Genomic DNA, 20,734 nt, shown 5'->3' on the forward strand with positions numbered 1-20,734 from the left:
ATAATTTACTCAAAAAAAAGTAAAAGGTCTTAAAATCGATTTTAAGACCTTTTACTGAAACTTTGTTTTTTACACATTTTTTTCAACTTTTTCAAAAAATTTTTGAAACTCGTTGGATCAACCCTAGTTCGTCCGCACCGGAGTGATCAATTGAATAAAGGAAACATCGCCTTCACTTGGTTCTAAAGTAAACGGACGAATTGCCGAAATAAATTGGATTTTAATACTCATATCGCCAAAAGCTCTTAAGGCATCTTTCATATAATCCGGGTTAAAGGAAATCTCCAAAGGATCGCCGCTAACTGATTCATAGACCAATTCTTCTTCTACTTTACCAATTTCTGGTGAATTTCCGTAAAGAACCACTGAATTATCCGCAATTGCTAAACGAACGATATTATTGCGTCCTTCATGAGAGAGCAAGGATGCCCGTTCAATCGCTGCTAACAACGTTGGGACTGAAAAAGTAATTTCTGTATTGAAGCTAGTAGGAATCAAACGATTGGTATCTGGGTAATTTCCTTCTAACAACCGTGAGTAGAAATACATTGTTGGGGTTTTGAATAAAACTTGATTTTCCATGATGCTGATTTCAACTTCAGCTTCCTCATCTGATAAAGAGCGTGAAAGTTCAACTAAACTTTTACCAGGAATGACAATATCAAAATCCTTATTAGCATTTTCCACCGGTACGATTCGTTGACTCAAACGATGAGAGTCTGTTGCTACTGCCAATAACTGACCATTTGACATCGTAAAATGAACCCCAGTTAAGATTGGCCGACTTTCATGTTGCGAGACTGAGAAAACTGTTTCGCCAATCAATTTTGTCAATAAATGAACCGGTAATTTTAATTGATTTTGCTCTTCAACAACCGGCAGATGAGGATAATTATCTGCATCCAACCCATTAACGGTAAAATGCGCCGCGCCAGAAGTAATCAATACTTGATAATTCTCCTGAACTTCTAATGTAAAGGTTGCTTCCGGCAACCGGCGAATGATTTCACTAAAGAAACGAGCTTGTAGAACAATCGTCCCTGATTCAATAATTTGAAGTTCTGCTTTCTCATCATCTGCAGCTAGAAACGTTTCGATTGAAATATCTGCGTTGCTACCAGTTAAGTTCAATCCTTCATTGTTTAATTCGATCTTTACACCAGTTAAGATTGGAATAGTTGTTTTTGTTGAAATAGCACGTTGAACCGTTTGTAATTCTTGAATGAAACGTGCGCGATTAATCGTAAATTTCATAATAGAACTCCTTTTTGATTGTAATAGATTTTAAATATTGCGAGCGCTTAGCGCTAAAAAGTCCTGTGACAGTCGAGGCTATTTCTTTTTATTTATTTAAGTAATTTAAATAATAAAAGTAGTAGGCCCTGTTAATCATGTGGAAAAAACAAGTAGAAGCTTGAAATAATAAGTTTTCCACTTGTGGATAAGGTGTGGATAAACGCAGACTTTATTTTTGTGTTTTCCACAAGTTAGCCTAGCAGTAAATTTTTGATCTCTGCGATTTCCTGCTGGATGCTGCTATCGGTTTTCATTAATTGACTAATTTTCTCGTGGGCATGAATCACCGTTGTATGATCTTTACCGCCAAATTCTGCACCAATTTTTGGCAGAGAATTTTCGGTCATTTCACGAGCGAGGTACATAGCAATTTGGCGTGGTACCACGATTGCTTTAACCCGTTTCTTCCCTTTTAAATCTTTTACTTGAATATGATAAAATTTTGCAACCTCTTCTTGGATCATATTAATAGAAAGCTGCGCATTACTAGTGCCCTTCAAACTTTTCAAGGCATCCGCAGCAATACTAGTTGTGATATCTGCGCTATTCATCGTTGCAAAAGCTTGAACTCGGACTAAAGCCCCTTCTAGTTCACGGATATTTGAATCGATTTGTCCGGCAATATAACTTAGCGTATCATCGGGAATTTCAAGATTTTCAGCTTGGGCCTTTTTTCGTAAAATGGCTGTCCGCGTCTCTAAATCTGGTGGAGTGATGTCAACGGATAAGCCCCAAGCAAAGCGGGAAACCAATCTTTCTTGCAGTTTAGGAATCTCATTTGGTAAGCGATCACTGGTTAGTACGATTTGTTTATTATCATTATATAAATTCTCGAATGTATGGAAAAATTCCTCTTGTGTCGCTTCTTTATCGGCAAAAAATTGAATATCGTCGACTAATAATAAATCAACCTTACGATATTCTTGCCGGAACTCTTCGGATGTTTTGTTTTTGATTGAATTAATGAAATCATTTGCGAAAGTCTCGCTAGAAACGTATTTCACTTTTGCTTGAGGATTAATAGTTAACATTTGATGGCCAATAGCGTGCATCAAATGGGTTTTCCCTAAACCAACTCCGCCATAGAAAAAAAGCGGGTTATAGATGGAGCCAGGTTCTTCAGCGACAACTAAAGCTGCGGCGTGAGCCATTTGGTTGCCTTTCCCGATCACAAAAGTATCGAAAGTATATTTCGGGTTGAGCATGGCTCGTTTGGTTGTTTCTATTTTGGTTGGAGCTTCTTTTTCCACAATACTGACGGGTGGAGCTTCATCTGGTGTGACAAATAGTGGCATGATTTCCTCGCCAGTCACTTTAAAACCAATCTCAACAATTTTTGCTGCTAGATGCTTCTCCCAATAACGCTTATGTAAATCACTTGTGACTTCGATCGTTAATTGATCATTTGTTAAGGATAATGGTTTTGCTGTCCCTACCCAAGCATCATAACTGGCAGGATTGAGGTCATTTTTGTAACTGTCCTTCAATTCCTGCCAGAAATTGTCCAATGAGGTCAAATAAGTCGCCTCCTAATTAATAAAATTCAGATAGACCTACTTTAGCATTTTTTTTAAAAGTTTTCCACAACCAGAAAGATAAATAAAAGAACTTTTTCTTTTTCCACAGAATGTATAAAAATACAAAAAGAGTTTCCCCAACAGGCAAAAAAGATATCCACAAGGAGTTAAAAAAATGTGGAGAACGTTGTTTTTCCACGAATCAATTCACAAACTAGGAAAAAAGGAGGATAGTCAAGGCAAAGGGTTCAGCAGTTATGCACAAAACTTATCCACCTTGTGGACAAATTGTTAATAGCTTCATTTTTTGGGGAAAAAGCCTTTGAAAATTCTATGCAAGTTTTTTTGTGGATAACTGTTATGCACAACCAAGTGCTTTTTATCCCCAGATTTTGTGGATAAATTTTTATAATAAAGAACTTTGAAAAGTCTATTTATTGCAACAATGTGGATCAAAATAGTAGAATTATTTGAAAGAATTGGGTTAATTAAAGAAATTATTAGAGTAAAACAGCAGATTTTATGCGACCTTTTACATTTCATGATTGACAAACTAGGGGACGAGTCGTTATAATATTTGGGTATGTCTATGTAATGTTAGCAATGGAGGTGTATTTAAATGAAAAGAACTTATCAACCAAATAAACGTAAACGTCAAAAAGTTCATGGATTCCGCAAACGTATGAGCACTAAAAACGGCCGTCGTGTCTTAGCAAGCCGTCGTCGTAAAGGAAGAAAAGTACTTGCTGCTTAAGCCACTGCCGGTCAGTGGTTTTTTTTGTGTCCAAAAATGAGTTACTTAAGTAATTTTATAGCAATTAGGGATGCTTCCTTAATTTGAAGTATGGTATTATTGTCAGGTATAGATTTAAAAGAAACGAAGGAAACTAGATGAAAAAAAAATATCGGGTCAAAAAAGAACGTGAATTTCAAAAAGTGTTCCAAGAAGGGGCTTCTTTTGCGAATCGAAAATTCGTAGTTTATCGTCTAGAACCTTCTGGTCAAAAACACTTTCGCGTGGGCCTATCGGTCGGTAAAAAAATTGGGAATGCGGTCGCACGAAATCAAGTGAAACGACAGATTCGTGCAGTCTTGCAGGAATTAAAGCCTGAATTGCCGCCAATCGATTTTATTGTGATCGCGCGTCCAGCCACGAAAGATCTGCCTCATGATGAAATGCGTTCGAATCTTATACATGTTTTAAAATTAGCAAAAATATTAAGTTAGGAAGGAAACAAAATTAGGTGAAGAACTATAAAAAAATATTATTAATGACAGGATTATTAAGTCTGGTAGTCTTGTTATCTGCCTGTGGAACTAGTGATGTCAGCATCCACAGTAGCGGCGTGTGGGATCGTTATGTCGTCTATTACTTTGGACAAGCTATCAAAGGACTGTCTTTTGGTAATGTTGGGATCGGGATTATTTTATTTACAATCATTATCCGGATTATTTTGATGCCATTGATGCATTTCCAAACGAAAAGTATGCGTAAGACGCAAGAGTTACAACCAAAACTCAAAGAATTACAGCAAAAGTACAGTTCGCGTGACCAAGAAACACAGCAAAAACTCCAAGCGGAGACTAAAAAACTCTATGCGGAAAATAATGTGAGCCCTTACGCTGGTTGTTTACCATTGTTAGTACAAATGCCGGTTATGATGGCTTTATATCAAGCGATCTTACGGGTTCCGGAGTTACGCTCTGGGCATTTCTTATGGTTAAACTTGAGTCAATCAGATCCTTATTTCATTTTGCCGATTCTTGCGGCAGTCTTTACTTTTGCTAGTACCTATCTATCTAGCATGAGTCAGATCGAATCAAATGCTTCAATGAAAATTATGAATTTCGCAATGCCGGTCATGATCTTTGTTATGGCTTTGAACTTAGCCAGTGGGTTATCCTTGTACTGGGTGATTTCAAACGCGTTCCAAGTAGTTCAAACGTTATTGATCAATAATCCGTTCAAGATCCGCCGCGAAAGAGAAGCTGTAGCGCGTCAGATTCGTGAAAGAGAACGAGCACTTGAAAAAGCGAAGGCTCCAAAGAAGAAACGCAAAAAATAAAGCTGAACCTAGTGATTACATTGAAACAGCTTATTTTTATTAATTACGAGTAAGGAGGTTTAGAAAATGCCTGTTTATGAAGGTCCGACAATTGATGAAGCGATCTCGAAGGGCTTGCATACTTTGGGATTGAAAAAAGAAGCAGTTGATATCGAGATTTTAATGGATGCCAAAAAAGGTTTCCTAGGTATGGGAAAAAAAGCTGCCCGTGTTTCGATTGAACCAATCATCGCTGAAGAAATATCTGCACCTGTGAAAGAGCTAAAAGAAGAACTGTCTGAAGAACTTTCGATTGAAGTAAAAGCGGATCAACCTATAATTGAATCTGAAAAGTCGGTGACAACTGAGCCAACGAATCAATTAGTTGAATTAGCTGAAGAAGAAGCAATCAAAGAATTGGCACTTTACTTAACGAATATCACAAATGAGATGGGCGTACCGGCAATGGTAAAAATTCAACATGAGGCGCACTTGATTGTGATGAATTTGGAAACGAGCAAGCAAGGAATGCTGATCGGAAAACATGGAAAAATCTTGAATGCTCTACAATATTTGGCCCAAGTCTTTTTACATCGTGTGGCTAAAGAGAAATTGTCGGTGGTGGTAAATGTCGGCAACTATCGTCAAAAACGAGAAGAAGTTTTGACCCGCTTAGCTCAACGGACGGCAGAAAAGGTTAAAGACACTGGACGCCCAGTTTTCTTAGAACCAATGCCAGCCTTTGAACGGAAAATGATTCATTCAGCTTTAAGCAAGGATGAATACATTAAGACCCATTCTGAAGGTGAAGATCCATATCGCTATTTAGTCGTTGAACCAGCAAAAAAATATTTCTAAAGCAATGAGCTGTGCCAAAGCGTTGGTACAGCTTTTTTCTTTACTAAAAATTTGAGAAAATCAAGGGATTCCACCAGGGAAGCTTGAATTGTTAAAAAAAATATGCTAATCTTACACCAGAATTTTGTAGAAAAGCAGTCAAAGTGCTCAATCTACTCCTTTTAAGGGGTGGAGTCGGCACTTTTTTTATGTTCTGAATTAATAGGAGGAAGAAAAGTGGCAGAAATTACCTTAGAATTTGATACCATTGCAGCAATTTCAACACCGCCTGGCGAAGGAGCCATCAGCATCGTCCGTTTGAGCGGTGATCAAGCAGTGGCGATCGCAGACAGCGTCTATCAAAGTGGTAAAAAATCTTTGTTAGATGTGCCTTCCCATACGATCCATTATGGTCATATCGTCGATCCAGCGGATCATCAAGTAGTTGATGAAGTAATGGTGAGTGTAATGCGGGCACCAAAAACTTTTACGCGAGAAGATATTGTTGAAATCAATTGTCATGGCGGAATTGTAGTGGTTAATCAACTTTTACAGCTGATTTTACGCTCAGGAGCACGTTTAGCTGAACCGGGGGAATTTACCAAACGCGCCTTTTTAAACGGCCGAGTGGATTTATCACAGGCAGAAGCGGTGATGGATTTGATTCGGGCCAAAACTGATCGAGCGATGAATGTGGCGATCAATCAATTAGATGGTAATTTGTCTCATTTGATTCGTCAATTGCGCCAAGAAATATTAGAAACACTAGCACAAGTTGAAGTAAATATTGATTATCCAGAATACGATGATGTAGAAGAACTAACGACGCAATTATTACTGGAAAAAGCTCAGCAAGTTGGCCAGCAGATCGAGGCCTTACTGTTAAATGCTAAACAAGGAAAAATCCTGCGGGAAGGACTAAGCACCGCAATCATCGGTCGTCCCAATGTTGGTAAATCGAGTCTTTTAAACTACCTTTTGCATGAAGAAAAGGCAATCGTAACAGAGATTGCAGGAACAACCCGAGATGTGATTGAAGAATATGTCAATGTTCGTGGAGTGCCTTTGAAATTGATCGATACGGCAGGAATCCGTGAAACAGATGATGTGGTGGAACGCATCGGGGTGGAACGTAGCCGTAAGGCCTTAGGCGAAGCGGATTTAATTTTATTGGTGCTAAATCAAAGCGAGGCTTTGACCACTGAAGATAAAGCCTTATTGGAAGCAACTCAAGGATTAAAACGAATCGTCTTACTGAATAAAACAGATCTGCCGATGAAACTGTCACAAGCGGAGTTAAGGGAGTATTTGAGCGAAGAGGAAGTTTTCGCGGTCTCCGTGTTGGAAAAAGCCGGTTTAGATCAATTGGAAGAGGCAATTGCCAAACTATTTTTCGGGGGACAAACGGGAGAAAAGGATGCCACTTATGTATCAAATACCCGTCACATCGCGCTACTTGAAAAAGCTGGTCAGTCGTTAACTGAAGTCCAAAATGGAATCATGGCAGGGATGCCTGTTGACTTAGTTCAAATCGATATGACTCGTTGTTGGGATTATTTAGGTGAAATCGTTGGTGATAGTGTACAGGACGAATTAATCACACAACTATTCAGTCAATTTTGTTTAGGAAAATAAAAAGGAGCCAGGATATGGAATACAAAGCAGAAAATTATGATGTCATCGTTGTTGGCGCAGGACATGCTGGTTCTGAAGCTGCTTTAGCGGCTGCACGAATGGGGCAAAAAACATTATTAATTACGATTAATTTGGATATGGTAGCATTTATGCCCTGTAATCCGTCAATCGGCGGTCCAGCTAAAGGTGTCGTTGTACGAGAAATCGACGCATTAGGTGGTGAGATGGGTCGCAACATTGATAAAACTTATATCCAAATGCGAATGTTAAATACCGGTAAAGGTCCCGCTGTAAGAGCATTACGAGCGCAAGCAGATAAGCACGCCTATGCTGAAGAAATGAAGCACACGATTGAAAAGGAAGATAATTTAACTTTAAAACAAGGTGTGGTTGATCGTTTAGTGGTGGAAGAAGGTATCTGTAAAGGGGTTATTACTTCAACGGGAGCGGTTTATTCAGCAAAAGCTGTCATTATTACCGCAGGAACGGCTTTGCGAGGGGAGATCATCATTGGTGAATTGAAATATTCTTCTGGTCCGAATAATTCACAACCTTCAATCAAATTAGCCGATCACTTACAAGAATTAGGGCTAGAGATCCATCGATTTAAAACGGGAACCCCACCGCGGGTAAAATCCGGTTCCATCGATTACAGCAAGACCGAAATTCAGCCGGGGGATGAAAAGCCTAATCATTTTAGCTATCAAACACCGGATAGCCAGTATTTGAAAGAACAAATTCCATGTTGGTTGACGTATACCAACCTAAAAAGTCATGAGATCATCCAAAATAATCTGCATCGGGCACCGATGTTTACGGGGATCGTTGATGGCGTAGGAGCGCGTTACTGCCCGTCAATTGAAGATAAGATCGTCCGTTTTGCTGATAAGCCTCGTCATCAACTGTTCTTAGAACCGGAAGGTCGCAACACTGAAGAAGTCTATGTTCAAGGTTTGTCGACTTCATTGCCGGAAGACGTGCAAAATGAAGTTTTACATTCGATTGAAGGTTTGGAAAAGGCCGAGATGATGCGGACAGGCTATGCAATCGAATATGATATGGTGGCACCTCACCAATTACGTCCAACGTTAGAAACGAAAGTGATTGAAAACCTGTATACTGCTGGTCAAACCAATGGGACTAGCGGTTACGAAGAAGCGGCGGGGCAAGGTTTGATGGCCGGAATTAACGCGGCCTTAAAGATTCAAGGGAAAGCTCCCTTCATCATGAAGCGCAGTGATGGGTATATCGGCGTGATGATCGATGACTTGGTGACTAAAGGGACAAATGAGCCATATCGCTTGTTAACCTCTCGTGCAGAATATCGTTTGATTTTACGTCACGATAATGCTGATTTACGCTTAACTGAAATCGGACACGCGATTGGTTTAGTAGATGAAGAGAACTATCAGACATATTTAGTTAAAAAGGCTCATATTGAAGCGGAGATGGCTCGTTTACACTCTATCCGGATAAAACCTAATGAAGAGGTTCAAAGCTTCCTACGGGCCAAAAACAGCGCAGAATTAAAAGACGGTGTTTTAGCCAGTGATTTCTTAAAACGACCAGAGATTTCTTACCAAGAATTGCTGCAGCTTATTCCGGCTAATGATGAACTGACAGAAAAAGAAGTCGAACAGGTTGAGATCCAAATCAAGTACGAAGGTTATATCAAAAAAGCGATGGAAAAAGTCGATAAATTAAAACGAATGGAAGCTAAACGGATTCCGGAGCGAATTGATTATGAAGCAATTAATGGTTTAGCTACCGAAGCTAAACAAAAATTACAAAAAATCCAACCGGAAACGATTGCTCAAGCTAGCCGTATCAGCGGAGTAAATCCGGCGGATATCAGTATTTTGATGGTCTATGTGGAACAAGGGAAGATTGCGAAAGTGGATAGTGAAACAATTTAATGCTTTGTCAAAGTGATCAGAGTCTAAATTTGGATTCTGATCGTTTTTGTACCAAAGCCTTTTTTGAGGAGTTTTGCCTTTTTAAAGCAATGAAAAAAGCTTAAAAACAGTCAAGGAAATGCTGTTTTTAAGCTAGAAAGTTAGTGTTTCATGTGAAACATTCTAGTAGAAATACATGAAAAAACAGATGCTGACTACCAGCATCTGTTTTTTGGGTTATTTAGTTAAGGTGAGTGTATGCAACATCTTTCGCAAGTCCATAACAGATATTTGTCCAGGAGCAGAAGCCGTACCAGCTGAACCGAAGGTAGCGGCCGAACCGAAGGCTTGTCCGGCTAAGCGGCTGATCATTCCTAAAGATCCCATCGACATAGTAATCAGTGGTCGATCAGCATAGTTTTCATACATTTCCCGTGTAGCATCTAATAAAGTCAATACGTCTGCAGCGGTTTGAGGCATGACCGCAATTTTACAAATATCTGCGTCCTTTTTCTGCATTTGTTGAAGCCGAGAAATGATCTCCTCTTTTGCCGGTGTTTTAGCAAAGTCATGATTACACATCACAATTTTGATTCCTTTTTGGTGTGCGGCTGTTACTGTTTGAGCCACCGGTTCTTCTGGCATGAATAATTCGAGATCAAGTAAATCCAATCGACCTTCAGCAATTAGAGTATGGTAGATTTTAAAATAGTGTTCATCACTTAAGGGCAATACGCCCCCTTCTTTGTGTGTTCGGAAGGTAATCAGTAATGGTTTGTTTAATACGTTTTTAAGCTCATGAGAAAACTCAGCTACAGACTGAGGATTTTTGACATCTTCAAAAAAATCGATACGCCATTCCACAATATCACAATCTAATTGACTGATCTTCTGAGCGGCCGCTAATAATTCTTTTTTTGACGAATCAACCAGCGGTACAATAATTTTGGGTTCCCCTTCGCCGATCACAAGCTGATCGATGGTTACTTTTTTCATATTATCCCTCCTAATTCAGCTTAGTTCTTAGCTTTCAGCTTGCTTTTTAGCAAATTTCAAAACATTATGTGGATCTTTTTCAGCAGATAAATCGACTGTTTTACGGTAACGAATAAAGATGATGACAGCTAACAAGAATCCGATTCCAGCGATGATTGTATCAAAGAACATAATACCACGAACATTTGTCTTAGCAATTGCTGCTGCAACAATCGGAATTAAGAACGAGGCGATACTACCAAACGTGTAGAAGATCCCGGTGATCGTTCCTTTTCCGGCTGGGAACATCTCGCCCATAACGGTCAAACCAAGCTGCATAACACCACCAGCTGCGAAGAAACCTACTAGCCCGGCACCCACCATCATAATTGTTGGTGAGGGAAACAGCCACATGATAGCAATCGTCACAAAGGAAACAAAGGTATAGAGTGTTACCAAATATATTGGACGGACTTTTGTTGCTAGGGCAGCTGTTACAGCTACACAGATCAAGGAGCCGGTTGAATAATAAGATATCAATAAATTTGCGTTATCGGTAGTCATATGAGCGACTTGTTCGCCATAAACACCAATAAATTGAGAAATCAAATAGAAAGTTGCTTGCGAGATAAAACCATAAATAATGAAGCAAACCCCTTCAATTGCAATTTTTGGCTGACTTTTAAATTTAACTGCTTGAATTTCAGACTGTGGACTTTCTTTGACATCTTGATCGGGGAAGGGACGTTTCAATAAAAATAGTCCATTCAAAATAAAGACGACCACCGGAATCACGAAGGACCAGCCAAACCATAGATTATTCGTATTGATTATCTTCAGCATGATAGGTAAGGTGAATTGTCCGATTTGGACAAAAGCCTTAATCAAAACATTCGCGGTACCGGCTTTTTTAGGAAAAGATTCCATTAGCGCAGGATATGTCCCAGAATCTAAGAATGAGTTTGAAATACCTGCGATGACAGCAAAGACCATGGCCATTGTGACGCTTTGACTATACAAGATACCGAAGAAATACAAGGAATAGGTAACAATCCCTAAATAGATAAATGGTTTCCGACCGAATTTGTCAGATAAGCGTCCAGAAATCAGAATTGCGATTAAACGACCAATTCCTAACATGGAGATTACTTTTGCGATCCCCATTAAATCCGTATTCCACTGTCCCATTAGTGCTTTTTGGTTTTGTGAAATGATGATGACACCCATCCCGTGAATAATATAATTAATGTATAGACCGATCGCTGTCGGTAAATATTTATTTTTCATTTTCTCCCCCACCTATTCGTCAAATAGTAATTCTTTGATGTAAGTAACAGGCATCTCTTCATCAGTAAAGAATTTAAAGGCTGCCGCCCCTTGATAAAGCATCATGCCTAAGCCGTTGATTGCTTTTTTTGCACCATGTTCTTTAGCAAAGCGCAATAATTTTGTTTCTCGCGGTGCATAAACCACATCAAAAACAACTAAGTCCGAGCGAATCATTTCAGAATCATTGATTAAGCTGACATCTTCTAATGGTTTCATACCAACCCCAGTCGCATCAATATAAATGCTACTTTCGTTAATCGAGGTCTTGAAAGCAGATTGATCGGCCAAATCGGTTAAGGTCGCTTTACAATTCGTATTTGTATTAATTTTTTTGACTGTTTCGGCAGCATTTTCAAAAACATCGTCTTTTATGTTGAAAATGCGTAGTTCCTTCGCTCCGTCAAAAGCAGCTTGAATAGCAATGGCAGTGCCAGCACCGCCCGCTCCTGTTAACGTAATGATTTGGTCTTTGACTGAGACACCTTCGTCATTTAGTGCGGCCATTGCACCGATGCCATCAGTATTATAGCCGACTAAATACCCTTTACCATCCTGATTGGTTACGGTATTAACTGCACCGATTAATTCTGCTTCGGGAGAGACTTCGTCAAGATAGGGAATGATTGCTTGTTTATTGGGCATCGAAACATTTGATCCGCGAATCCCTAAGGCCCGAATTCCTTCGACAGCGGCCTTTAAAGTGGAGTTATCCACTTCAAAAGCAAGATAAGCATAATCTAAGCCTAGTTTAGCAAAAGCTTCATTGTGCATTGTGGGTGACATACTGTGGCGAATTGGTGTAGCCATTAAACCAATTAATAAGGTGTGTCCAGTTAGTCTTTCTGTCATTGTTCATTTCCTCACTTATTTTTTATTTTATTTTGTGAATTTAAAATCAAACAGAAGATGCGTAGGGAGAAACCCGTTGAGAATCTAAATTTTTAATAACTTTGACGACGTCACGGGCTTCTCGAGTTCCTTCCATAATCCGACGAGCCACTTTACTATCACCGATGTTAAGTAAGGTAACATCGTTTTGTTGGGCGTAGGTTGTAAGCTCTGGCATCAAAGGTGCATTTGCTCGCATACCAAGGCAAATGAAACCTAAATCAAATGGTAACTCTATGATCTTTCCGGTGGGACTCTCTACGAGGAACCGGTCTTTTTGAACTTCCATTAATTTTGTTGAAGTATGAACGTCAACGTGATAATCAGTGACAAGCTCCATCATTCCCAGCTTAGTAATAATGTCTAGGTCTTTTCCTAGTTGATCAACCATTTCGACAATAGCCACTTTTTCGGCACCATTTTCAGCATAATATTCAACGACATCTAAGCCAACAGCACCTCCACCAATCACAACGACTTTTTTTCCTGAGAAATCTTGAAATTTTTCCATATTTCCTAGTAAATCAAAAATAGAGAAGACTTGACGGCCAACTTTTGCTAGTTCTTCATGTAACCCTTTAATTGGTGGTAAAAGAGGTAATGCGCCCGTCGTATTGACAATCAAATCAGGTTTTTGCTTTAGATTGGCTAGTGAAAAACGTTGATTTAAATGAATCGTCAAATTAGGCAGTTGTTCTGCTCGGTTGGTGAGATAAGTAACGAAATCATTGATGCGACGTTTATCTGGAAAACGAGCAATTTCGTGAGCCAAACCGCCTAGATAACCTTTTTCTTCATAAAGAGTGACCGAGGCACCAACTTCAGCGGCACTTGCAGCAGCTTCGAGGCCAGCAGTTCCCCCACCGATAACAACTACATTAAGCGGCGTAGTAAGCGGATTTTTTTTGTAAGCATCTTCATAATAGAGATCCGGATTCACGGTACAACGGATCGGACGTGATTTAGCAATCCGATGATCGGCACACCCAATGTTGCAAGAGATGCACTTGCGTAGTAAAGCTTCTTGTCCGTTAGCGACTTTATTGACCCAGTTTGGCTCAGCGATTAATCCACGTCCCATAGCTAGCAAGTCAGCATCGCCATTTTGCAAGATTTCTTCTGCTCGTTGCGGACGCCGGATATTTCCTGAGGTAACAATCACTTTCTCTGGGAAACGTGTTTTGATTGCTTTAGCCATATAGCTACGCCAGCCATCTTTTAAATTCATCTTGTCGATTTGATATTGCAGATTATCATTTAGGGCGGAAGAAACATTCAGAATATCAATATCTTCAACGATATAAGTAAGAAGCTCCAAGGAATCCTCCAACGTATTTCCTTCAGGTAAAAGTTCATCGGCACTGATGCGCAAAGAGATTGGGAAAAATGGTCCCACGGCTTTTCGAACTGCATGGATGATTAAGCGTGCGAAGCGTGCACGGTTTTCTGGAGAACCACCGAATTCATCCGTTCGTTTATTGTAGATGGGGGATAAAAATTGACTGATTAAGTAAGAATGTCCAGCATGGACTTCCACACAATCAAAACCAGCTTGCTGTGCTCGAGTGGCTGCTTCAGCATACTTTTTGATAATTGTTTCGATCTCATTTTTTTTAAGCGGCCGCGGTTTGGGATTACCGATTTTGCTTGGAACATCCGAAGCAGAAACGGATTGCTGTCCATTAAGGCGGAGTTGATAAGCAGAGGCCCCGGCATGATTGATTTGGATAGAAGTAGCTGCTCCATAAGCGTGCATCCGCTCATTAAATTGCCATAGGCCAGGGATAAACTGATCGTTATCGATTCTTAACTGTGTAGTTCCGTTCGTTCCTAGGGGATAATCGACACAAACATTTTCTAAGGTGATCAGACCTGTTCCACCTTTTGCCCGTTGTTCGTAATAGGAATAGTGTTGTTCGTTAAAAGTTCCATCTTGATTGGCGAAGTTAGTACCCATAGGCGGCATAATTACGCGATTTTTTAAAGTAAGCCTTTTAATTGTAAGGGGAGTAAAAAGGGTTTGATACTTTTCCATAGGAATCATCCTTTCGTAGACAAATGAAAATATTCACAATATCTTTTCTTTTATTCTACGAGAGGATAACTATAAAATCTAATGCTTTATTTATATGATAATTATAAATATAATTTATTGTTCTGTTGTTTCTGAAGGGAAAACTTTTTTATAGCGTTGTTGGATGACCAACGAAGCGATAAAACCTAAAAGGATCAGTAGGACATTAAACCAAAAAACGTATTCCATGCCATATTCACTGAGAATGCCTGTGATATATGGAGTGATCATGACTGAAGTAGATGTTGCAATAGAATAGTAACTAGTATATTTCCCTTTTTTACTAGGAAATAGTTCTAGCATTAATGCCAAGCCCAGCTGCCAAATACCGCCAGCTGCGAAGATACCAATGGCTAGAGAAGCTACGACAGTGGAGAGGAAACTTGGTGCTAACAGCATCCAGAGGAGCGTTAAACCTGAAATACCTACACAAAAACTAATCAATTTTGGAATATTGATCCCCTTTTTTACTATTCCAGAAGTAAAGAAGACCGATGCGAAAGAACCGATGCTATAAAGGCTAACAAAGATTAAACTATTTTCGTGAGAAACAATTTGCATGGATTCTGCATACTGAGGAATCCATAGAATAAAGATATTGAAAATAGAAACAGAAACAAAAGAGAAGACTAGTAGCGCAGCACCATCAATTTTAAAAATCCCTTTATTGATTCTTTTTTCACAAACTTCCGCATTACTTTGTTTTTTTGTAGACAAAGAACTCAATGGAGGGAATTTGGCGAATAATAAATAGCCCAAATTAGCTAATAAACAAACGGCACAAAGAATAAAAGGCCACCCAAAGAAAAGTCCTTTTTGAAGAAGATGGCGAGTAATGAAAGGTAAAATGAATTGTCCAAGAGAAATGAAGGCTTTATTTAAGACACTTAAGGAGCTGTTGGTTTTTTCATCAGGATAGGCTTCGACTAATGTAGGATACGTACTTGTATCGAGAAAAGCATTGCTGATGCCACCAAAAAGTGCAAAGAAAAAAGCGAATTGATAATTGGGGCTAAACAGAACACCAAAAAAGAAAAGTACATAAGAAAGAATCGCAACAATTACTGTTTTTTTGCGTCCAAAAGTGTCAGAAAAATAACCAGAGTAATAGAGACTGACGATTCGTCCCAAACCAATGGCACTCATGACCAAAGTTACTTGGGTTGTTGAAGCATGCCATTGGTTTTTTAGATTATCCATATTTTGGGACAAAATAATCGCGGCCATCCCCTGAAAAATATAGTTGAAGTAAAGACTGCCAATTAATAGTCGGTATTTTGTAGTTTTCATAGAATATCCCTCTTTATATCATGTGATTTTATTCACTTGATTATACTTCAATCCTAGCGCATTTGTATTATTAAAACTAATGCTTTATTTTAATAAAATTGATAAAATTGGTTTATTAAATGGGGTGAGAAAATGAATCTAAGACAGTTAGAATATTTTGTTCTGCTAGCTAAAAGTGAACATATGACAAAAGCAGCCAAATTAGCAAATACGTCACAGCCGAATGTGAGTCATGCTATGAATGTATTGGAACAAGAGCTCGGTGTAGCACTATTTGAAAAAAAAGGTCGAAATATTTCTTTGACTCGTTACGGTCGTATTTTTTATGAGTATGTTCAGCCAGCATTGTTAGAATTGGAAAAAGGACAGCGAAGACTACAGGAGCTGATTAACCCTACTTCTGGCGAAATTGAATTTGGTTTCATTTATACAATGGGCTCTACGTTAGCGCCGCAACTGATTCAAGCCTTTCAACAAGAAGAGGAGACGAGTGCTATTCGTTTTGTTTTTCATCAAGGAAACTCGAATCAAATTATTCGCATGCTGCTTGAGGATACGATTGATATCGGCATTTGTTCCCTAATCAGTGATGATAGTAATTTGGCTTTTCAAGTGTTGGCTCAGGAGGAATTAGTATTGGTTGTGCCAGAGCAGCATCCGTTAGCACAGCATGATGAAATTCAGCTTCGTGAGACCTTAATGTATCCGTACGTATATTATGGGAAGCAAAGTGGCTTACGGCCTTATCTAGATCGGCAGCTGGATAATTTAGGAATCGAATTAACCGTTCAGTGCGAATTAGAAGAGGATCATAGTGTCCTGGGTTTTGTTGGTGAAAATTACGGGATTGCTTTGATGCCGAATATTCCTTCAATTGCTTCATATCCAGTTAAGAAAATCAAAATTAAAGATGGATTGGAAGACCGGAATATTTATTTAGCTGTAAAAAAAAATAATTTAGAAATTCCTGTATTGAAAAAATTCTATGATTTTTGCTTAAAAAAGATCAGCCAAAATGGAGCTTAAAGCTTTCTAAATCTCAGTGTGAAACATACGCAAACCATTGCATGTAAAGCAATAATGCGTTAAAGTAGAGGATAGTCTGTGAAACAATTTGCTGTTTCACGAAAATGAAAGGATTTCTTATGACACCAGAAGAATTTCAAGCAGAATTAGGTAAACAAGGGATCGAATTATCGAGTCACCAGATGGAGCAGTTTGCTACCTATTTTGACTTATTGGTTGAATGGAATCAAAAGATGAACCTCACTGCAATCACTGAACACGAAGAAGTCTATCTGAAGCATTTTTATGACTCTATTACATTAGCTTTTTCTGACACCTTTGAATCAAAAGGGAAATTGTGTGATGTTGGGTCGGGCGCAGGTTTTCCTAGTCTGCCCTTAAAGATTGTTTTTCCAGAATTAGAGGTAACTATCGTTGATTCTTTAAACAAACGCATTACTTTTTTAACAACACTTGTAGAAACATTAGGATTAAAGGGTGTCCACCTTTATCACGATCGGGCAGAGACTTTTGGACAAAACGCAGCATTTCGTGAAGCTTATGATTTTGTAACGGCTCGAGCAGTCGCGCGTTTAAATGTTCTGACAGAGCTTTGTTTGCCGTTAGTGAAAAAAGATGGTTATTTCTTTGCCCTAAAAGCGGCGAAAAGTGAGGAAGAATTAACTGAAGCAAGACCCGCTATTGCCTTGCTTGGTGGGAAATTAATCCAAGCTGAAGACGTTTCACTGCCAAATGGTGATACGCGTCACATCATTACAGTACAAAAGAAGAAAGAAACCCCAAAGAAATATCCACGTAAACCAGGTCTGCCGAATAAGCAGCCCTTGAAATAAAATAAAATTAGTTACGTGAAATAGTAGGCTTTCGATAGAAAAAATGAAGAGCTTATGGTGAATTAGGAGGAAATTAGATGGCACGGATCATATCTGTTGCAAACCAAAAAGGCGGCGTTGGTAAAACGACGACGACTGTTAATTTGGGGGCGTGCTTAGCTTATGATGGTAAAAAAGTCTTGCTGATCGACAGTGATGCACAGGGCAACGCCACCAGTGGCTTAGGGGTACGTAAACCGGACGTGAAACAAGATATTTATGATGTTTTAGTCAATGAAGTTCCGATTAAGGAGACAATTGTTCAAACTTCACGGGAGAACTTATCAATCGTTCCTGCGACTTTGCAGTTAGCTGGTGCAGAGATTGAATTGACTTCGATGATGGCCCGGGAATCTCGCCTAAAGAGTGCTTTAGCTGAGGTTAGTGATGACTATGATTTCATATTAATCGATTGCCCACCATCATTAGGACATTTAACGATTAATGCTTTTACAGCTAGCGATGCGATTTTGATCCCGGTTCAATGTGAGTATTACGCTTTAGAAGGGCTAAGTCAGCTTTTGAACACTGTACGATTAGTTCAAAAACATTTCAATCCTGGTTTAGAGATTGAGGGCGTATTATTGACGATGTATGATGCACGGACCAATCTTGGGGCAGAAGTGGTAGAAGAGGTTCGGCGTTATTTCCAAGAAAAAGTGTATGACACAATTATTCCGCGCAATGTTCGCTTATCCGAAGCACCTAGTCATGGCAAACCGATCATTGATTATGATCCACGCTCAAAAGGTGCGGAAGTGTATCAAGCTCTAGCAAAGGAAGTGTTAGTTCGTGAGCAAAAGTAAAGGTTTAGGCCGTGGAATCGATGCTTTATTCCAAGATCTTTCCGAGATTGAGGAAGTCGATATGAAAAAGGATCAAGTGGTTGAGATTCCTTTAAGTGATTTACGTCCCAACCCGTATCAACCGCGAAAATCATTTGATGAAACAACTTTGCAAGAATTAGCCAACTCGATTGAACAATCCGGCGTTTTCCAACCAATTATTGTAAGAAAATCTGCTGTTAAAGGTTATGAACTAATTGCTGGGGAACGACGTTTTAGAGCTTCAAAATTAGCTGGTAAAGAAACTATTCCGGCAATTGTTCGCGAATTTGATGAGGAAGCAATGATGCAAATTGCGGTTTTGGAAAACTTACAGCGGGAAGATTTAAACCCGCTAGAAGAAGCCGAGGCCTACGAGATGTTGATGAAAAATCTAAAATTGACCCAGGCTGATGTAGCCAATCGTTTAGGCAAAAGTCGACCGTATATCGCTAATTACCTGCGCTTGTTGACGTTACCTAAATTAGTTAAAGAAATGGTACAAGATGAACGCTTATCGATGGGACAAGCGCGAACATTGCTGGGCCTAAAGAAAAAAGATCAAATCTTAAAACTAGCGAATCGGGCAGTGAAAGAAAATTTGACGGTCCGTCAGTTAGAACAAATCGTGAATGAATATAATGAAGGCAAAGCGAAAGACAAGAAAAAAGGTCCCCGCTTGGCCAAAGAAAAACCGTATTATTTACGAGAAAGTGAAGATCGTCTGATGGATAAATTCGGAACCGGTGTTGAGATCGTTGAAAAAGACGGCAAAGGCAAGATTTCGATTGAATATCTTTCCCCTTCCGATCTGACCCGGATCTTGGACATTTTAAACATTCACTTTGATGAATAAAAATTTTTAGTACGAATGAGGAGGGTTTGTTAGATGTATGACTTAGGTGATGTCGTTGAGATGAAGAAACCGCATGCCTGCCAGACAAATCGCTGGGAGATTATTCGTATGGGTGCGGATATCAAGATCAAATGTGTCAACTGTGGACATATCGTGATGATGACGCGTCGTGATTTTGAAAAGAAAATGAAAAAAATCCTTGAGAAGAAAAATGATTCTTCCCAAGCATAATTCCTTAATAGAGAAAGAGTGAAGTAGACTATGGCCTTAACAGCCGGAATCGTAGGTTTACCAAACGTTGGTAAATCTACCTTATTTAATGCAATTACGAAAGCAGGTGCAGAAGCTGCTAACTATCCTTTTGCGACAATTGATCCAAATGTGGGCATGGTAGAAGTACCTGATTGGCGGTTGGAACGTCTGACTGAATTAGTTCATCCGAAAAAAACAGTTCCAACGACTTTTGAATTTACTGATATTGCTGGGATCGTAAAGGGCGCTAGTAAAGGGGAAGGCTTAGGGAATCAATTCTTGAGTCATATCCGTCAAGTAGATGCAATTTGCCATGTTGTACGCTGTTTTGATAATGAAAACATTACACACGTCGAAGGTCGAGTGGATCCGTTAGAAGATATCGAAACAATCAACTTAGAGTTAGTTTTGGCCGATTTGGATTCAGTTAACAAACGTTACACGCGGGTAGCAAAGGTAGCGAAAACGAAAGAAAAAAATGCAGTAGCAGAATTAGCAGTTTTGGATAAATTAAAACCTGTTCTAGAAGAAGGACAATCTGCTCGAACTATTGAATTTAGCGAAGAGGAACAAAAAATCGTTAAAGGGTTATTTTTATTGACGAGCAAACCGGTTCTTTATGTAGCCAATGTTGATGAAGACACAGTTGCTAATCCAGATGACAATGCGTATGTTCAAACGGTCCGTAATTTTGCGGCGAGCGAACATTCAGAAGTGATCGTTGTCTGTGCCGAAGCGGAAGAAGAAATTGCTGAGTTGGAAGAAGAAGATAAGGCTGAATTCCTGGAAGCGATGGGCATTGAGGAATCTGGCTTAGACCAATTGATTCGGACCGCTTACTCCTTATTAGGCCTAGCTACGTATTTTACTGCCGGAGAACAAGAAGTTCGTGCGTGGACTTTCCGTAAAGGAATGAAAGCTCCTCAAGCGGCTGGGATTATCCATACTGATTTCGAACGTGGTTTTATTCGTGCTGAAACAGTCTCTTTTGAAGATTTAAATAAATATGGCAGTATGCACGCAGCAAAAGAAGCTGGCCGTGTTAGATTAGAAGGAAAAGATTATGTCGTGCAAGACGGCGATGTAATGTTGTTCCGTTTCAACGTTTAAGGAGGAAAGAACA

Annotated in this window: 19 protein-coding genes; 12 read left to right on the forward strand and 7 right to left on the reverse strand. The window is 39.4% G+C overall.

Going from position 1 to position 20,734, the window contains the following annotated elements:
- Positions 1–123: 123 nt before the first annotated feature.
- Positions 124–1,254 carry a DNA polymerase III subunit beta gene (dnaN, locus tag EP1_RS09000; protein WP_067626621.1) on the reverse strand — a complete coding sequence of 377 codons (1,131 nt, stop codon included), beginning with the start codon at positions 1,252–1,254 and terminating at the stop codon, positions 124–126.
- Between the two features lie 233 nt (positions 1,255–1,487).
- A complete protein-coding gene (dnaA, locus tag EP1_RS09005) occupies positions 1,488–2,813 on the reverse strand; it encodes a chromosomal replication initiator protein DnaA (protein ID WP_067626623.1) in 1,326 nt (441 codons plus the stop codon).
- Between the two features lie 619 nt (positions 2,814–3,432).
- Here dnaA and rpmH point away from each other — a divergent pair.
- The 6 genes from rpmH to mnmG all read left to right on the forward strand — a co-directional run bounded on the left by rpmH (position 3,433) and on the right by mnmG (position 9,246).
- Positions 3,433–3,567, forward strand: coding sequence for a 50S ribosomal protein L34 (gene rpmH / locus EP1_RS09010; RefSeq protein ID WP_006703104.1), 135 nt, complete (start codon positions 3,433–3,435; stop codon positions 3,565–3,567).
- 137 nt (positions 3,568–3,704) lie between these two features.
- A complete protein-coding gene (gene rnpA / locus EP1_RS09015) occupies positions 3,705–4,040 on the forward strand; it encodes a ribonuclease P protein component (RefSeq protein ID WP_067626628.1) in 336 nt (111 codons plus the stop codon).
- 17 nt (positions 4,041–4,057) lie between these two features.
- Positions 4,058–4,879: a YidC/Oxa1 family membrane protein insertase gene (locus EP1_RS09020; RefSeq protein ID WP_067626630.1), complete on the forward strand. Its 822-nt coding sequence runs from the start codon at positions 4,058–4,060 to the stop codon at positions 4,877–4,879.
- Positions 4,880–4,945: 66 nt separating this feature from the next.
- Complete coding sequence (gene jag / locus EP1_RS09025; protein ID WP_067626632.1) at positions 4,946–5,716, forward strand: RNA-binding cell elongation regulator Jag/EloR; 771 nt, start codon at positions 4,946–4,948, stop codon at positions 5,714–5,716.
- Positions 5,717–5,932: 216 nt separating this feature from the next.
- Positions 5,933–7,330, forward strand: coding sequence for a tRNA uridine-5-carboxymethylaminomethyl(34) synthesis GTPase MnmE (gene mnmE / locus EP1_RS09030; RefSeq protein WP_067626634.1), 1,398 nt, complete (start codon positions 5,933–5,935; stop codon positions 7,328–7,330).
- 14 nt (positions 7,331–7,344) lie between these two features.
- Positions 7,345–9,246, forward strand: coding sequence for a tRNA uridine-5-carboxymethylaminomethyl(34) synthesis enzyme MnmG (gene mnmG / locus EP1_RS09035; RefSeq protein ID WP_067626636.1), 1,902 nt, complete (start codon positions 7,345–7,347; stop codon positions 9,244–9,246).
- 216 nt (positions 9,247–9,462) lie between these two features.
- Here the strand turns inward: mnmG and aroD are convergent, their stop codons facing one another.
- The 5 genes from aroD to EP1_RS09060 form a co-directional block, all read right to left on the reverse strand.
- The gene (gene aroD / locus EP1_RS09040; RefSeq protein WP_067626638.1) at positions 9,463–10,221 is read right to left on the reverse strand and encodes a type I 3-dehydroquinate dehydratase; all 759 of its coding nucleotides are present in this window, start codon (positions 10,219–10,221) and stop codon (positions 9,463–9,465) included.
- 27 nt (positions 10,222–10,248) lie between these two features.
- Positions 10,249–11,487 carry an MFS transporter gene (locus tag EP1_RS09045; RefSeq protein WP_067626640.1) on the reverse strand — a complete coding sequence of 413 codons (1,239 nt, stop codon included), beginning with the start codon at positions 11,485–11,487 and terminating at the stop codon, positions 10,249–10,251.
- Between the two features lie 12 nt (positions 11,488–11,499).
- Positions 11,500–12,378 carry a shikimate dehydrogenase gene (locus EP1_RS09050; protein WP_067626642.1) on the reverse strand — a complete coding sequence of 293 codons (879 nt, stop codon included), beginning with the start codon at positions 12,376–12,378 and terminating at the stop codon, positions 11,500–11,502.
- 46 nt (positions 12,379–12,424) lie between these two features.
- A complete protein-coding gene (locus EP1_RS09055) occupies positions 12,425–14,452 on the reverse strand; it encodes an oxidoreductase (RefSeq protein ID WP_067626644.1) in 2,028 nt (675 codons plus the stop codon).
- A gap of 114 nt (positions 14,453–14,566) precedes the next feature.
- Entirely contained in the window at positions 14,567–15,781 is a 1,215-nt protein-coding gene (locus EP1_RS09060; RefSeq protein ID WP_067626646.1) for an MFS transporter, read from the reverse strand.
- 132 nt (positions 15,782–15,913) lie between these two features.
- Between EP1_RS09060 and EP1_RS09065 the strand changes: the two genes are divergently transcribed.
- The 6 genes from EP1_RS09065 (at position 15,914) to ychF (ending at position 20,721) form a co-directional block, all read left to right on the forward strand.
- A complete protein-coding gene (locus tag EP1_RS09065; protein WP_067626648.1) occupies positions 15,914–16,807 on the forward strand; it encodes a LysR family transcriptional regulator in 894 nt (297 codons plus the stop codon).
- A gap of 119 nt (positions 16,808–16,926) precedes the next feature.
- A complete protein-coding gene (gene rsmG / locus EP1_RS09070; protein WP_067626671.1) occupies positions 16,927–17,640 on the forward strand; it encodes a 16S rRNA (guanine(527)-N(7))-methyltransferase RsmG in 714 nt (237 codons plus the stop codon).
- A gap of 77 nt (positions 17,641–17,717) precedes the next feature.
- Positions 17,718–18,485 (forward strand): ParA family protein, encoded by a 768-nt coding sequence (locus EP1_RS09075; RefSeq protein ID WP_067626650.1) that lies wholly within the window; start codon positions 17,718–17,720, stop codon positions 18,483–18,485.
- Positions 18,472–19,359, forward strand: coding sequence for a ParB/RepB/Spo0J family partition protein (locus tag EP1_RS09080; RefSeq protein WP_067626653.1), 888 nt, complete (start codon positions 18,472–18,474; stop codon positions 19,357–19,359). The genes EP1_RS09075 and EP1_RS09080 overlap by 14 nt, the downstream gene beginning before the upstream one ends.
- A gap of 33 nt (positions 19,360–19,392) precedes the next feature.
- Positions 19,393–19,590 (forward strand): DUF951 domain-containing protein, encoded by a 198-nt coding sequence (locus EP1_RS09085; protein ID WP_067626655.1) that lies wholly within the window; start codon positions 19,393–19,395, stop codon positions 19,588–19,590.
- 30 nt (positions 19,591–19,620) lie between these two features.
- Positions 19,621–20,721 (forward strand): redox-regulated ATPase YchF, encoded by a 1,101-nt coding sequence (gene ychF, locus EP1_RS09090; RefSeq protein WP_067626657.1) that lies wholly within the window; start codon positions 19,621–19,623, stop codon positions 20,719–20,721.
- The last annotated feature ends 13 nt before the right edge of the window (positions 20,722–20,734 follow it).

Source organism: Enterococcus pseudoavium NBRC 100491 (genome assembly GCF_001544295.1).
GTDB classification, from domain to species: Bacteria; Bacillota; Bacilli; order Lactobacillales; family Enterococcaceae; genus Enterococcus_A; species Enterococcus_A pseudoavium.

Coding starts and splice junctions, on each gene's coding strand:
- dnaN (WP_067626621.1), bottom strand. CDS start 1,254: ATGAAATTTACGATTAATCGCGCACGTTTCATTCAAGAATTACAAACG.
- rpmH (WP_006703104.1), top strand. CDS start 3,433: ATGAAAAGAACTTATCAACCAAATAAACGTAAACGTCAAAAAGTTCAT.
- rnpA (WP_067626628.1), top strand. CDS start 3,705: ATGAAAAAAAAATATCGGGTCAAAAAAGAACGTGAATTTCAAAAAGTG.
- jag (WP_067626632.1), top strand. CDS start 4,946: ATGCCTGTTTATGAAGGTCCGACAATTGATGAAGCGATCTCGAAGGGC.
- mnmG (WP_067626636.1), top strand. CDS start 7,345: ATGGAATACAAAGCAGAAAATTATGATGTCATCGTTGTTGGCGCAGGA.
- aroD (WP_067626638.1), bottom strand. CDS start 10,221: ATGAAAAAAGTAACCATCGATCAGCTTGTGATCGGCGAAGGGGAACCC.
- EP1_RS09045 (WP_067626640.1), bottom strand. CDS start 11,487: ATGAAAAATAAATATTTACCGACAGCGATCGGTCTATACATTAATTAT.
- EP1_RS09050 (WP_067626642.1), bottom strand. CDS start 12,378: ATGACAGAAAGACTAACTGGACACACCTTATTAATTGGTTTAATGGCT.
- EP1_RS09055 (WP_067626644.1), bottom strand. CDS start 14,452: ATGGAAAAGTATCAAACCCTTTTTACTCCCCTTACAATTAAAAGGCTT.
- EP1_RS09060 (WP_067626646.1), bottom strand. CDS start 15,781: ATGAAAACTACAAAATACCGACTATTAATTGGCAGTCTTTACTTCAAC.
- EP1_RS09065 (WP_067626648.1), top strand. CDS start 15,914: ATGAATCTAAGACAGTTAGAATATTTTGTTCTGCTAGCTAAAAGTGAA.
- rsmG (WP_067626671.1), top strand. CDS start 16,927: ATGACACCAGAAGAATTTCAAGCAGAATTAGGTAAACAAGGGATCGAA.
- EP1_RS09075 (WP_067626650.1), top strand. CDS start 17,718: ATGGCACGGATCATATCTGTTGCAAACCAAAAAGGCGGCGTTGGTAAA.
- EP1_RS09085 (WP_067626655.1), top strand. CDS start 19,393: ATGTATGACTTAGGTGATGTCGTTGAGATGAAGAAACCGCATGCCTGC.
- ychF (WP_067626657.1), top strand. CDS start 19,621: ATGGCCTTAACAGCCGGAATCGTAGGTTTACCAAACGTTGGTAAATCT.